This is a genomic window from Leptolyngbya sp. Cla-17 (genome assembly GCF_016807185.1).
Classification (GTDB): Bacteria; Cyanobacteriota; Cyanobacteriia; order Leptolyngbyales; family Leptolyngbyaceae; genus ULC077BIN1.
On record NZ_JAEVYN010000002.1, the window covers coordinates 2,195,350 to 2,210,355 of the forward strand.

Annotated in this window: 9 protein-coding genes, 2 tRNA genes and 1 CRISPR repeat array; of the genes, 7 read left to right on the forward strand and 4 right to left on the reverse strand. The window is 48.2% G+C overall.

Annotation, left to right across the window (positions count from 1 at the left end; genetic code table 11):
- Positions 1-447 precede the first annotated feature (447 nt).
- Positions 448-2,301: an aspartate kinase gene (locus JOY44_RS20965; protein WP_171575462.1), complete on the reverse strand. Its 1,854-nt coding sequence runs from the start codon at positions 2,299-2,301 to the stop codon at positions 448-450.
- 421 nt (positions 2,302-2,722) lie between these two features.
- On the opposite strand from JOY44_RS20965, the gene JOY44_RS20970 reads away from it, so the two are divergent.
- Positions 2,723-2,804: transfer RNA gene (locus tag JOY44_RS20970), tRNA-Tyr, on the forward strand.
- Positions 2,805-2,821: 17 nt separating this feature from the next.
- Positions 2,822-2,893 (forward strand) — tRNA-Thr (locus JOY44_RS20975).
- A 234-nt stretch (positions 2,894-3,127) separates the two neighbouring features.
- Positions 3,128-3,527: direct repeats of the CRISPR family, unit length 37 nt; unit sequence CTTTCAGCCCACCCATCTCTGGGAAGGCGATTGCGAC.
- Positions 3,528-4,108: 581 nt separating this feature from the next.
- Here JOY44_RS20975 and cas12k read toward each other — a convergent pair.
- Positions 4,109-6,004 carry a type V CRISPR-associated protein Cas12k gene (gene cas12k / locus JOY44_RS20980; RefSeq protein WP_171575463.1) on the reverse strand — a complete coding sequence of 632 codons (1,896 nt, stop codon included), beginning with the start codon at positions 6,002-6,004 and terminating at the stop codon, positions 4,109-4,111.
- A 768-nt stretch (positions 6,005-6,772) separates the two neighbouring features.
- Positions 6,773-7,285 (reverse strand): DUF4385 domain-containing protein, encoded by a 513-nt coding sequence (locus tag JOY44_RS20985; protein ID WP_242541813.1) that lies wholly within the window; start codon positions 7,283-7,285, stop codon positions 6,773-6,775.
- Positions 7,286-7,395: 110 nt separating this feature from the next.
- Here JOY44_RS20985 and JOY44_RS20990 point away from each other — a divergent pair, with 110 nt between their 5' ends.
- Both JOY44_RS20990 and JOY44_RS20995 read left to right on the forward strand, forming a co-directional pair.
- Positions 7,396-7,629, forward strand: coding sequence for a hypothetical protein (locus JOY44_RS20990; RefSeq protein WP_171575465.1), 234 nt, complete (start codon positions 7,396-7,398; stop codon positions 7,627-7,629).
- Positions 7,630-7,842: 213 nt separating this feature from the next.
- Positions 7,843-9,936, forward strand: coding sequence for a class I SAM-dependent DNA methyltransferase (locus tag JOY44_RS20995; RefSeq protein WP_171575466.1), 2,094 nt, complete (start codon positions 7,843-7,845; stop codon positions 9,934-9,936).
- Positions 9,937-9,947: 11 nt separating this feature from the next.
- Here the strand turns inward: JOY44_RS20995 and JOY44_RS21000 are convergent, their stop codons facing one another.
- Complete coding sequence (locus JOY44_RS21000; protein ID WP_197985628.1) at positions 9,948-10,874, reverse strand: transposase family protein; 927 nt, start codon at positions 10,872-10,874, stop codon at positions 9,948-9,950.
- A gap of 335 nt (positions 10,875-11,209) precedes the next feature.
- Between JOY44_RS21000 and JOY44_RS21005 the strand changes: the two genes are divergently transcribed.
- The 3 genes from JOY44_RS21005 (at position 11,210) to JOY44_RS21015 (ending at position 14,945) form a co-directional block, all read left to right on the forward strand.
- Complete coding sequence (locus JOY44_RS21005; RefSeq protein WP_307822077.1) at positions 11,210-12,394, forward strand: type IIL restriction-modification enzyme MmeI; 1,185 nt, start codon at positions 11,210-11,212, stop codon at positions 12,392-12,394.
- Positions 12,395-12,415: 21 nt separating this feature from the next.
- A complete protein-coding gene (locus JOY44_RS21010) occupies positions 12,416-14,506 on the forward strand; it encodes a DUF262 domain-containing protein (RefSeq protein ID WP_171575468.1) in 2,091 nt (696 codons plus the stop codon).
- Positions 14,507-14,654: 148 nt separating this feature from the next.
- On the forward strand, positions 14,655-14,945 hold the full coding sequence (locus JOY44_RS21015) for a hypothetical protein (protein ID WP_171575469.1): 291 nt from the start codon (positions 14,655-14,657) through the stop codon (positions 14,943-14,945).
- The last annotated feature ends 61 nt before the right edge of the window (positions 14,946-15,006 follow it).

Sequence of the window (15,006 nt, forward strand, 5' to 3'; positions counted from 1 at the left end):
AGATTCCTTCATCGCCGACCCTGCACTGAGCATGTCACTTTGATGGATTTAGTCACGCCTGCGATAGTCAAAACTTTTCAGGTGTGACAACAGCAAAAATTTCTTCGGCAATGTAAAAATAATGACCGGGTAGTAGGTACAGATTTCAAGTTTTAGCATAAGATTTCGACTCCCAAACCCTATTGCAAACCTTACACATTCATCATCGAGAGTTCATTCTAGCTTTACCTATTTTGGAAGTAGCAACGTTATTTTTGAAACATAGGTTGTGTGGCATCAACCGAATGTGAGAAATCAAAGAGACAGCGGTAAGGGGGCTTATTGCTGTCTCTTTTTGTATGGGGGCTTCCATCAAAAGCTTCAACAATCTAGAGAGAATTCCAGATTGTTGCTCAATATCAGCTCTGTTTCGGCTTAACTCAAAACTTACAACTTCTCCATTCGCCCTTATGCAAACATTTGAATTTGTCGATCGCCCGATAGCTCAAAGGCTGCATGGATCACCTGAAGTGCCTTTACCCCGTCAGTTTCAGACACGACACAGCTAACCTTGATCTCAGATGTGGCAATCATTTCGATATTAATCTGATGATGGGCCAGGGCGGCAAACATCCGAGCTGCCACACCGGGCTGTTGCACCATTCCCGATCCGACAATGCTAACTTTGGCGATCGCAGCATTCAGCACAATGTCATCACAGTTCAACTCTGGTCTTGCTTCTTCTAAAACAAGTCGGGCTGTTTCCCCGTCCATTTGTGCCACCGTAAAGGCAATATCCCGCGTTGCAACATCATTGACCACGCGACACCGTTGAGACTGAATAATCATATCTACGCTGATATTTTTGGCTGCCAAAAGTTGGAAGACTCGTGCCGCCATACCCGGACGATCAGGAATTGCACGAATCGCAATCCGAGCCTGTTTTCGATCCAGCGCCACACCCCGAACCGGGGGAAGGACTGAATGATGGGTGGCATCTTTAAAGTGCCCGATGGGACTAGATGCTGGCAGTTCGCTAGTTCTCATCTCTTGATAGGGAGAACTAGTGAGATTAAACGTGTTGCAGAGTGCCGCGATCGCCTTATCACAATCTGCTGCCATCACCACGCAGCTAACCTTTACCTCTGATGTGGAAATCATTTGAATATTCACTCCTGCTGCTGCTAGCGTAGTGAACATCTGCGCCGCTACACCCGGACGACCAATCATGCCAGCCCCAGCAATAGAGACTTTCGCGATTTGCTGCTCTACCATCACTTCCGCTTCCGTTGCTGCGGGGTCACCGCCACACAGAGCCGGAATAATCGCACTAGCAACCGCTTCTGCTTGCCGCAGAGAGTCATGAGTCACCGTAAAAGCAATATCGTTTGTATTCCCTTCATGAATAGACTGAATGATTAGATCCACATTCAATGCTTGAGATGCAATTTCGCCAAATAACCGCGCCGCCACACCAGGATGATCGGGAACCCGCAGCAACGAAACCTTCGCCTGATCAGTATCGAATTCCACCGCATCTACTGCGCGAGTCAATTCCAATCCATCTAGCGATCGTGGTTTAGGTGGAGGCGACACCACCCAAGTTCCAGGCTCATCCGTCCAGCTAGAGCGCACCACTAACGGCACACCAAAATTGCGGGCAATCTCAACGGCACGAGGATGCAGCACTTTTGCACCCAAACTCGCAAGCTCTAGCATTTCGTCGCTCGTAATTTCTGCCAAAAGCTGAGCATCCGGCACCAGGCGTGGATCGGTTGTGAGAATGCCCGGAACATCCGTGTAAATCTCACAATAATCTGCACGTAGCGCAGCTGCCAAAGCCACCGCCGACGTATCTGAACCACCCCGCCCCAACGTTGTAATTTCTAGCTCATTGGTACTGCTAATCCCTTGAAACCCTGCCACCACCACCACTTTTCCTTGAGCCAAATGCCGTTTCAGCCGATCAGGTTCAATTCGTAAAATCCGCGCACGGCTATGCTCTGCCTCTGTCACAATGCCAACCTGTGCCCCTGTCATTGAAAGAGCAGGCTGCCCTACTTCCTGCAACGCCATACTCAGTAACGCGATCGTGACTTGCTCTCCAGTAGACAGCAGCATGTCCATTTCACGTCGATCAGGATTAGCTGAAATTTCGACAGCAAGCTTTACCAATCCATCGGTAGTCTTGCCCATTGCCGAGACGACCACAACTACCGAATTACCCGCGTCTACGGCTTGCTTGACTCGTTGAGCTACTGCTTGGATACGTTCTACCGTCCCAACAGACGTACCACCATATTTTTGAACAATAAGCGCCATGATTATGCCTCACCAAACCTGACGCAAAAGACTTTTAAATCCGTACACTGACCCAAACACAGTACTCACTAAGCCTCAATTTTATCTAGGTTAATCACTTTGGTATACATCGATCCTCTCGTTAGATTGCCATAAAACCATACATTCTTAAGAAATATGCAAACCTAGACTCCGAGACTTGATGTTAGACTATATATGAGACTTAAGATCTTGATTTGAGATCAATTTCGTCTTGAGGAGAGATTTTCAAGACCATAAATGAGACTCGCTTGAAGTCCAAAAATCTCATTCTGAGACTAAAGTGGATGATCTTTTTGAGGATTGATGCTATCCCAAAATGAGAAGAAAATAGTCCAAAATACGGCTACATTGTTTACAACATGCGATCGCTCTTATGCTATTGTTGTTAACTGTGGAATGTGGGTCGATGCCCGAGTGGTTAATGGGGGCGGACTGTAAATCCGCTGGCTACGCCTACGCTGGTTCAAATCCAGCTCGGCCCATCCATAGTTTCAAATCTGCCCGTGTGGCTCAGTGGTAGAGCACACCCTTGGTAAGGGTGAGGTCACGAGTTCAATCCTCGTCACGGGCTTTGTACATTCGCACATTAAATGTCGCAATTCGCAAATTAGTGTCGTTTCTGACGCGATTTGTCATTTTAGGTGCTTTTTTCGCAAATTAGTGTCGTTAATCATCGCACTTCTGGTTTTCGCAAATTAATGTCGCTACTTACCAAGAGTGTGCTCCTTTCAGTCCTCCTTTAGAACTAAAACCAAATCCTATTGAATTTAGAAGCGTGATCGCAAATGCTCTCTATTTCACAAAAAGCTCAGCCCACCCATCTCTGGGAAGGCGATTGCGACCAGACGCTTTGGTAAAGCTACAAGCAAGCTCATCACTTTCAGCCCACCCATCTCTGGGAAGGCGATTGCGACTGGACAGACAAACATCGGCAGTGATGGCAAAGATCACTTTCAGCCCACCCATCTCTGGGAAGGCGATTGCGACGTGAGCAATTTTCCGGCATTGCCAGCACTATGAAGTCTTTCAGCCCACCCATCTCTGGGAAGGCGATTGCGACAGCATTGCCCACTACTCCCGCGATGGCAATACCGAACTTTCAGCCCACCCATCTCTGGGAAGGCGATTGCGACCCCGATCTACTTTGAAGAGTGGCGTGACTTCTTTTCTTTCAGCCCACCCATCTCTGGGAAGGCGATTGCGACTCCCAGCGCTAGAATTCTTTTCCTGTAAGCTCTCCAGGCTGGCTTTTGGCAAACCTGTATAAGAAGTACTCTTTCAACTTGCTTGAAAGCTGGACTTTAGCGATTTTCAAATTAATGAAAGCATTGCCAGGAGAAGATTTTAGGGTTTTGGCAAACCTCCCAGGGTTTTCGCCCTCGCTTCGGTTTGCCAAAAATTATTGGAGGACTCCCCCTTGATCGGAGGCGATTCGGTAACTGCCACTTCAGTCACACCATCCCAATCAACAAGTTGAAGAGATAATGCTCCTGTACCTCCAGATGATGAAGGCTTAACTCACTTCTGCTGGGTGCGCACCTGCGCTACATTTGAAAAACAGACTCAACGAATGCAGCTTTCCATCCCCACACACATCTCAAAATGAAATCTGTACCAGGATGCAGTCAGCAAGCGGGCAAGCTACTAGGGTCGGAAAGCACAGTCGTCTCACAACGACCAAACTGACCCATATTTTTCACAATTCAGCGGCTCAAAGAGCTTAAACTGCGGCGCTGTTGATTTGTATATTAACTTGTCTAGGTTCAGGCGTACTGGGAAAACAGGATTATTTTGTGGTGATCGCACGGGAGTGATAGACCGAGATCGCCAGATCTCTTGCCTGTTTCTGAGGGTTGAATTGGATCGGCTGAAATCCTGACTCAACCGGAATACCCAATTGTTGAGCCTTGCAATGAATTGCTTCAATGAGTCTGTTGTAGCTCCATTGGTGGATAGTCCTGCGGTACTCTTTGGCGTATTGATCTTGAGCTTCAACGGAACCGGAACATTTCTGTTCAGCCTTTGCCTGAATCTCACTGGCGAGTAATTCTCGAAGATGCGTCAGGTTGGGCATCATGATGCTCCCTGCTCGATAAGTTTGAGCAAGTTGGATAATTGCTTTTGCCAGTAAACGGTCAATAGTTTGTCCAAGCTCTGATTCCGACGGTTGGTACGTTACCCCACGCTTCTGATTTTTGTGACGTTGCAGAGCGTTTTGCTTCTGCTGGTGGCGATGACGGTTGAGGTGGTGGTAGTGATCGCCCAGCAAGGTACGAGGGGTGCAGTAGGTCAGCACCTCTCCGGTTCTGCCATTCACCACGGCTGCTGTTATGGGGTCAGCCAGCCCAATACTGAGTCCAACCAAAATTTCGGGATTGCCCTGGTAGGGTTGCTGGCTGGGGCGAGAAGGCAAATTAGTCAGACGGTTGAGAGTAGAGGCATTACGCTGATGAAACTTTTTCTGGTGGTCGGTTAACTCATGTTCAAGGGTTTTAAGGGTCAGACTCTTAGTAGTTTTAGCTAGCTTCTCTTGCTGGACTTGCAGAGTTCCTTCGGCGGTCATCAAGCGAGTATCGAAGGTGCAGTGCAGAGAGAGATGGTTTACATTCCAGGGATCACCTTTGCCCTCGCCTTCTTTCCACACCAATATGCCCGAACTGAGGGTGAGTAAGCCTGCTGGATACGTATCTTTATTAGCTTGATAGGCTTGCCAATCTTCCAAGAAGCGTCGGAAAAAAGGCAGTTGCCGCTGATCGCAGTACAACCGGAATGGATATTCTTTGTGGGCTTTAAACCATCCTTTGATGTCCAGATCAGCCGCCTTGAGATATTTATCAATGCCATTGAAACTGACGGCAATTCTACCGTTTGCCGTCTTGCCCCAGCGTATGTCCGTAGAGCTGCCGTAGAGGATGGGATAGGGCAGGAAGGCGGGTCGGGTTAGCAGTTTGGCTTGCCACTCTCTTGCTTGAGTGACGCTTTCGGAAATCTGCTGCGTCGCGATCTCCAGCGTCTCCAGAAACTCTTCCCCGGTCAGATCTCGTCCTTTGGGTAGGCGAGCCTGAAGCTGCGCCTCAAGTTGCTCAATTTCTTTCTGTTTGCGATGGATGCGGTGGGCAAATTTCTCCGGGGCTTCTTCCGTTTCAGGAATTTTGCAGCCGTTTTTAAGCAGATATGAGATCGCGCAACGGCTTAGGATGTCGTTTGTAGCATCATAGGTTGCAAACAGATGAGCTATTTGAGTCTGACGCTCTGTATTGCGTTGGCTCAGGATGTCTTGCGCCCGGTGTTGGAGCGCATCGAGGGTGGAACCGCTGAGTTCAAGCAATTCAGCATCACTCTTCACCACATTTAGCCAGCGTTGTTTTCCATCCAAGCGGAGGCGACGGTTCTGCTGAAGTGACAGCCATGACTCATAAATGTACGTCACCATGAGGATGGCAGAAGCGTAGAAGCGCCCAGGTTGATCTGGGTAAACCAGTTTGAGTGGCTCACAAAGCCCTTTGACGACGCTCTCTGAAATGGTGCCTCTGCGTTGCCAGATTCCAAAGTCGGGATGCTGACTCACGCACTTCAGCAGGTCGTTGATTAAGGGGGTATTGCTCTCGATCATGAGGTGCCAGAGGTGACGGCGAACTGGCTCAGAGGCGATGAGGCGACAGTGAATCGTGATCAGGCTCATGGTTGGCAACAACCCAGCTTACTAAACTGCTAAGAAGTTTTAGGCTTTCTGACAGCAGTTCAAGCATACTGCTATTCTGTGAGGCATCATACATCAAACCTTGTCAAAATGGCAAGCTGATTGACATGGCTCTTGCTCCTTGAACCCCGTCTCATACACACTGGAGGGCGCTACGACTTTATTTGCAATTAGCGCACAGCAAAGTGATGGAGCTTGAGGAGTTTCTACGGATTTGGGAGGTGTCACGGGAGGAACTGGCGTTCATCTGTGACTGCTCGCTGACAACGGTTAATCACTGGTTCTCTCAGGGAGAACACCGTAGATTTCCTGGTGAGAGGCATCAGCAAAAGTTGGCTTTGGCTCACCATGTTTGGACAACGATTGAAACAGAACCGGAATATTTACAGGTTTTGCGGGAAATATATCAAGAAAAGCCTAGACGGAAGTGATGGTTTTAGGACTTGTCAAATGGCAAGATTTTCTTGTCGCTATTTATAATTTAATTGTACTATTCTGCCGAATCCTGTTTGAGATTGTAGGGCGATCGCGCGCTTTCTCATCGGCGAATTTTTGAATTGGAGGCTGAGTATTAAATGTCGAGTTCATAGTGGTGTGGCGACAATAAGTTGGCTTTTGGTTCATAAGTGGCGTGAAAGAGAACCTCAACTTTTCGCCCTTCTGCCTCTAACCCACAAACACTAGCTTTGGCTTGTTTGTTCCTGAGCGAAAATGCCTTTCAGAGCCGAGAACTTCACCTCTCTACTCCTGTTAAGAACCTGGACTTTTTGCGGCAACCGTTTCAAAGCCTTCGTACTGCTCGCGATGACGTGCGGCTAATCGCACATACTCTGGATCACTCTTCGCCAATTGCCACTTTTCATAGAAAATCTTGGCAGATTGAGCTTTGATTGGATCTTCCTCGCGGGGCAGAACCGTTTTGGAACCTACTGCATACTTGCGTCCTGACTTGTGATTGGCATAGCGACGCGATCGCGTATAACCCATCTGCAAAAACTTTCGTGCCATGTCCATACCCACGAAATCGCCTTCGGCTTTGTATTGAAGAAACAGACTGTAGATTTGGTCAGCCGATTGACGAGCAATGTCTGGGGTTTTGAATTTCCAGTAGGGTAGTATCTCGCTCTTGTAGGGTTCAACCAGCAAAACACCCTGTTCGCCCCGACCGACCCGATATAGTTCTGGATGCTGGCGAAAGTCGATCGCCTTGAAATTGAGGGAGTAATCAAATTCCTTCATCGGCAAAAGCTCAGCTAAATCCAAGACGACCAATTTTGATGCAGTTTTTTTATCTTGACTGAATCCATTACCGTTGCAATCGCCCTACTGATATACCGCACGTATTAAATGTCAGGCTCATAGGTGTCGCGACAATGAAGTTGGCAGGGAAACCAGATATTTTGGCGATCGCATACCAGCAAGGTCTTGTGGAAGACTGCAAAACGGGACGGAAAAAGAATTCCGACTTCTACCAGGTGCTAATTTACCTACTGCTGGTGCCTGTGAGTATTCAAAAGGGTAAAGGATTGGACTTGAGGGGGCGGTTTAACCCAGATCGCGTGATGGAGATTCAATCCAATCAGGTGGATGAGGCGTTTAAGGAGTAATTTCGAGGGGCGATCGCTCTTCTCAGCAGCGCTACTCCAGCTCGTAAAGTCCCCAGTTTTCAAGAGTGCCGAAACCATTTGTAAAGACTTTGCAATGACTTTCTGAAGAATTTGTTCCATCCGGCTGTGGCTGTGTCAACACTGTATTAGGGGATAGAGTGATTGATCTTTTTCCCGTGGTAATGCTGCTTCACTCAAGTTAAGGAGTGCCGGATGGATGACGCAGACAGGCAACGAGTTCAGAAATTTCTGAAAACGTGGAAAGGCTCTCAGGGGAACGAGAGAGCCAACTATCAGGGATTCTTTCTTGACCTGTGCGATGCGCTAGGAGTCGATCGCCCACCGCCAAAGGGGAACATCACTGGCGATCCCTATGCCTTTGATAAGGATATTCGCGTCATTCACAAAGATGGCTTTAGCACGAACTATGCCGATTTCTACAAGGACGGGCACTTCCTGATTGAGGCGAAACAGGGTGGGAGTGCTTCCAACAAGGGCACAGCGAAGCGGGGCACGAAAACCTACGATACGGCGATGGAGAAAGCCTTTTATCAGGCACTTAGCTACACGCCGTTTTTGGCGAATAAGCCACCGTTTGTGATGACCTGCGATATTGGCTCGCACTTTGAAGTGTGGATGAGTTTTAGCGGCAACTATGGCGGCTATGGGGCACGGGAAAGGATTCCGCTCGACAAGCTGATTGATGAGAAGGTCTTCGATCGCTTCGTTGCTATCTTTAGCGATCCGCAAAGCCTGAACCCGGAGAAGTATCGGGCAAAGGTGACACGCGAGGTTGCTGATACGCTGGCAAAGCTGGCGCGATGGCTGGAGGAGCAAGGACATGAGCCACAGGAAGCCTCCAGTTTTCTGATGCGCTGTATTTTTACGATGTTTGCGGAAGATGTGGATTTGCTGAGGGGTGAGGTGTTCACCAAAGCCTTGAAGGAACGCTGGATTGCTGAGCCAACTTCGTTTAAGCCGCAGGTTGAGGCGCTGTGGCAAACGATGAATACGGGCGGTAGCTTTGGATTTGAGCGAATTTTGCGGTTTAACGGCAGCTTTTTTGCCAATGCAACGGCGTTTGATTTGCCCCAGGCGCAGCTAGAGATTTTGCATGAGGCGGCAGACAAGGATTGGAGTGCGGTGGAGCCTGCGATTTTTGGGACGCTGCTGGAGCGGGCGTTGGATAAAAAGGAGCGGAGCCGATTGGGGGCGCACTATACACCGCGATCGTATGTAGAACGGTTGGTGCGTCCGGTGGTGATGGAGCCGTTGCGCGAGGAGTGGCTGTTAGTGGAGAGTGAGGTTGATCGCCTGCTCATCCTCAAAGATAATCAGCAGGAGCCAACCAAAGCGCAGCGGCAAAAGGCAGCGATCGAGATTCAAGCGTTTCTCGACAAGCTCCAGCAGATTCGCATTCTTGATCCGGCGTGTGGGACAGGAAATTTTTTGTATGTGACGCTGGATTTGCTGAAGACGCTGGAACAGGAGGTGCAAATGCGCTTGCTGGATGTGGTGGGGCAGGTGACGACGGATTTGCTGGAGGAGTTTGATCCGCGTTTGGCAGGTCGAAAGCAGGTGAACCCGTCACAGTTTTTGGGGATTGAGATTAACCCTAGAGCGGCGGGTATTGCAGAACTGGTGATCTGGATTGGCTATTTGCAGTGGCACTTCAAACGCTCTGGCAGCACGCCGCCACCAGAACCGATTTTGCAGGATTTTCACAATATTGAATATCGCGATGCGGTGTTGGCGTATGACGGAAAGGAAGAGGCGATCGACCCGAAAACGGGCAAGGTGAAAACGCGCTGGGGCGGTCGGATGATGAAGCATCCGGTGACAGGTGAAAATGTGCCCGATCCGAGCGATCAACTTCCCATTTATTGCTATATCAATCCGCGTCCCGCAGAGTGGCAGGAAGCAGATTATATAGTGAGCAATCCACCCTTTATTGGCACTAGGCGGATGAGAGAAAGCTTGGGTGATGGCTATACAGAGACACTCAGAAAAACTTACGCTGAGATACCGGAGACTATTGACTATGTCATGTATTGGTGGCACAAAGCAGCAGAACTGGTAGGCTCCAATCAATCATTAAGATTCGGACTAATCACCACAAATACAATACGTCAAGCATGGCAAAGAGTAGTTATTGAAAAGCACTTAAACTCAAAACAGAATCCCGTTCGGATAAATTTTGCCATACCAGACCATCCTTGGTCAGATAATGGCGCTGATGTCAGAATTTCAATAGACATTATTGGAAATAGCGAAGCACTAGAAAGCACGACAAGAGAGTACTTCTAGCAATTTTAAGCTTAGGCGGTTTTGAGTTGAGGATGGGTGAGTTGACGATGAGTGAGCCGAAAGTTGTGCAGTCCGCAGGCAGTTTCCATCACATCATCCGCATAATAGCCAGTTCGGTTGCGAAACTTGTGTGCCACAATGTTGCAGCGTTTGATGCCACTGATTTGATGTTCTATTTCGACTCGTTCGCTGGAAATCTCCCGGTTGTGGTGTTTATCTTGGTCGCTTAACTGCTGGTTTCGAGGCTTTTTCTTCGGTTGTCTAATCGTCACTCCAGGGGGTGCAAACCCTTGAAACCCTCTGTCTTGCCACAAGGTACTGCCGGGTGGAAACTGGTATTCCTCGCCGTCACAAATGGCTTTGTCATGCACACTGCCACAGTAGGTGTCGCTTAAAAACACAACCTTTCCCCCCCGCTCACTGATGATATTGTTGGTCATCGTATGACGCTTCTTTTTGCCACTGTAATAATCCTGCTGGCGCTCTGGGTCTTTTGGCCGATTCATCGGGCGCTCAGTGCCGTCGATGATGAACTCCAAACTGGGACACTCCCTTAACACCGCTTCTAGCCGTGCGGGTTCTCGCTCCGGTAATTGTTTCTCATAGCCCAATGCTTGATTCAATATTCGGCTCAACTTGTGAATCCATTCCCAGGCTTGGGTTTGTCCAATCCCAAACAAAAACCCTTGCACCGTTTGGGTGGGATACACTCGGAAGTACACCAAAATAAATAACAGTTTGTCTGCACTGCTGGACACCTCAGCGTGTCGTCCTCCCCCATAGCGACGGGCACGAGGTCGCTTAATGTATTCCCGTTCGATATATTCTTGCCATGCCACCTCAAAGCTTTCCAGCAATTGCTCAAATTCCGCAGGCTTTAATCCCGTGAGACTTTGCAACACGTAGGGCTTACCTTGAACTTTGCTATAGCTCAACATCGCTGGTTCCGTTCGACTTGCGTTATCTTTTTCGCATCCTATTCTATTTCCGATTAAGTCTAATGACTTCAGTAGAAGCCAGCAATTTAGGCAATGTAATTCAACTCGCGACTCTTGGCATAGTTATTGCTGAGGAGGAAGACATATTAGCTCCAGAAGAGTCTTCGGATAAAACTCAACTGCAATGGAAGAAGATAGGAAAGATTTTTAGTGATTTGCGCTCAGGAGCAGATGTAAGTGTTTCGGCTAGTTTGCAAGCTAATTCAGAGTTGGCTTCTACAGGGATACAATTCCTTGGTAACGGCTTTATTCTGAACAGAAAAGAAGCATTAGAAATGGGTTTGGGTCAAACCGCCGGGGTATTGGCAATAAATAACAATGTAATAAAAGAATACAGAAATGGTAAAGATTTGATGGGCAAATCGAGAGATGTATTTGTGATCGATTTTGACGATTTTTCGGAGGAGAAAGCATCACAGTACTTGGAACCATTCCAGCGTGTTTTAGAGACTGTCAAGCCAGAAAGAGAAGTACACCGGGATAAACAAAGGCGCGATAAATGGTGGAGGTTTGGAAGATCTAATAGAAAAATGCGTACATCAATTGAAAATTTAGATAGGTATATTGCAACAACTCAAACTAGCAAGCACCGAATTTTTCAATTTTTGGCTTCTCGAATTGTTCCTGATCAAAAGTTAGTGGTCATTGCTCTCAACGACCCCTATTTCCTTGGTATTCTTTCAAGCTCTATCCATGTGATGTGGGCAACAGAAGCAGGAGGGTGGCTAGGTGTAGGCAATGATCCCGTATATAACCATAGTCGTTGTTTTGATCCCTTCCCATTCCCCGATCGCACCCCTGAACAAGAACAAAAAATTCGAGGATTGGGAGAACGATTAGACGCGCACCGCAAGCGAGTTCAGGCACAGCATCCTGAAGTCACTATCACCGGAATGTATAACCTGCTCGAAAAGCTGCGGAAAGGCGAAGCGTTTAGTGAGAGCGATCGCGCCTACAACGACAAAGCCCTCGTTTCTACTCTCAAACAAATCCACGACGAACTTGATGTCGCGGTCTTTGAGGCATATGGCTGGCAACCCGACCTCAGCGATGAAGAAATTCTCGAACGACTGGTCAAGCTGAATGCCGAACGTGCCGAAGAAGAACGCAACGGCATCATTCGCTGGCTTCGTCCTGAGTATCAAGCCCCCAACGAAGTGAGAACCCAGCAAGTTCTTGAGGGAATCGTCGCCGAAGAAACCGTCATCGCGCCTGTCGAACAAAAGCCCTTCCCCAAACAGCCCAAAGAACAGCTTGCCGCCATCCGCGATCTGCTTCGTACCAGCGGCGGCGAATGGACAGTACTACAAATCGCCGCTCAGTTCAAGGGGGGCGGGCGGTATAAAGGGGCGATCGCCGAAAACCTGGAACGCCTCGAATGGTTTGGCGTACTTCTCTGCCGTGAAGATGGGCACACTAAACGGTGGCAGTTTGCTGATTCATCTGCCCAAGCCGCTTAATTCTTCTCAAGGCTCCCAATCATGAAAGCTGATAGTTTCAAAGTTTCCAGAGTATTTAGCAGTGGGGGTGATATCCACTATGTTTTACCTCACTTTCAACGCCAGTATAGCTGGGAGCAAAGAAACTGGCAGACGCTTCTGGATGATGCCCTTGCGCTTTACGAAGAGTATGACCCTGAAAAGGAACCACCGGAGCACTTCCTCGGTTCTCTCGTTGTTATTAACGATGGCATACGCAATGGTGTGATCCCAGCCTTTAATTTAGTGGATGGGCAGCAACGCCTAACGACTATCTCTCTACTACTCTGCGCTTTGCACGACCTTGTTCAAGATACTCACCCAGCAGTCGCCAAGCGAACAAAGCGGCTTTTGATGAACCTGGATGAGACAGGAGATGTGTGCTACAAACTCCTGCCAACCACAAAATATGGCGATCGCGATGCCTACACTGCCCTGATTCGAGGTGAAAAACCCCTCCTCAGTGAGTCTGGGATTCCTGCGGCTTATGACTATTTACGCAAACAGCTAGAGCAGAAAATAAATGATGGAGAGATACAGCCTGAATTCTTCTTTATTGTTATCTCCAATTGCTTTCAGGTTGTTTTTATTGACCTTAATCACGACGAAAGCCCCTACAAAATCTTTGAGAGTTTGAATGCCAAGGGCAAGCCGCTGTCTCAAGCTGACTTGGTGCGTAACTATATTGCGATGAAGCTGCCCACTCGGCAGCAGGAAACGGTGTTCAAAGACCACTGGGAAAAAATAGAATACTTGCTGCAAGAAAAGCGGATGGTCGGCAAATCCCGGATTGGTGAACTAACAGCATTTTTGCGCCACTACCTGGCAATGGCTTCTAGAGTGCTATGCAGCCAGGAGCATATCTATGAGCGCTTTCGCGATCGCTGTGAACGCGAATTCGATGCAATTAAACTATTCATTCAAGAAATTAGTACCTTGCGAACTTTCGCAGAGTATTACGATCGGCTTTTGCGACCGGAGCATGAGGCAGATCCAGCCATTCAGAAGGCTTTGCGTCGGCTGAACCAATTAGAACTTTCAACAGCCTATCCATTTCTACTGGCTGCTTATGCTGCTTATCACTCTACCGCCGTTAGTAAAGATGATTTTCTAGATTTGCTAAGTGTTCTAGAGAATTACCTCATTCGGCGACAGGTCTGTGGAGAACCTACCAATTACCTCAACAAGATGTTTCCAACGCTCTGGCGCGATATCCAAATTGAGGTGGAAAACGGTCTTACTTTTAGAAATGCCCTGAGACAGCTACTTGCAAACAAAGGTTATCCCAGCGATCGCAATGTGCAGCAGGCAATCCGTACGCGCAAACAGTACGACTCCGGCAGTCAAGAAAAGCTGTGCCTGGTTCTAGAAAGCATCAATCGACACTTATATCAAGGTATGGGGGGATATACGGTGCTGGACGGATCTCCAACGATTGAACATATCCTACCTCAAAAACCTAGTCCCTCCTGGAAAGAAGAATTGGGTGAAGCCCTTGATCGTACCTACCGAGATTATCTGCACACCTTAGGCAATCTCACGCTGGTGACTCAGGAGTGGAACTCCCAACTCTCGAATGGACCATTTAAAGACAAAAGGAATGCTCTGTCGGGACATGCTTTGAAAATGAACAGGGACTACTTCTCTCAAGAAATCTCTCTTTGGAACGAATCTGCTATCCTTGCAAGAGCAGATAGTCTGGCTCAAACCTTTTTTGCGATCTGGGCTGCCTTTGGAGAAGCCAGCGCCGTGACTCAGGAAAGCTATCGTGCCCCCAAATCGGTCACGATCTGTGGAGAAACCTTACCAATCTCAGATAAGACTTGGCGGCAGTTTATGAAAACTGTAGTGGAATGGGTGATTCAAAACCATCCCGACCAGTTTAAGCATGTCCGGCAGCAGTTAGAAACTCATTTTTGCGATGATCTCACGGGCAAGAAATACCCGCGTGATTGGCATAAACTCTCCAATGGAACTTATGTTTACCAATCAGACTCTGCTAGGGGGCACAAAAGCTTCTGCCGCCGTCTTTTGTTAGCGGTTGGAGTGCCTGCAACAGCCTGGAACCTTGAAGAAGCCGAAGTCACCGCCTGACAGCTAATTTCTATGGTGCGTATGCTTGCCGACGTTACGCATGGAGCGATCGTACGCTAGCATATCGCACCGGATGGTACAAAACTGATTGGTTAGGACAAGGATGTTAAAGCCCGACATCAAGTTCACATCAAAAAGCACAAGAGCAATGCTGAAAGACAGCGCTCTTGTGCTTTTTGACATTATGACGGGGCAGACCCGCTATGTGATGGACACCAAATACAAAGCCCCAAGCACTCCTGGAACCGATAATGTGGCGCAAATCATCGCCTATGCAACTACACAAGGGTGCTCCGAAGCGATTCTCATCTATCCACAACCGTTACAAAAGCCTCTACATACCAAAGTCCAGGAGATTCGTATCCGCACCCTAACCTTCGCGGTTGATAGAGACTTGCAGCAGGCAGGAGAGAAGTTTTTGGAGAGCTTGTTTGCTTGAGGGAACGCGATCGCTCTTAGTCAGTCATCAATGAATCATCTCTAGCTAGCACATAGCCGTC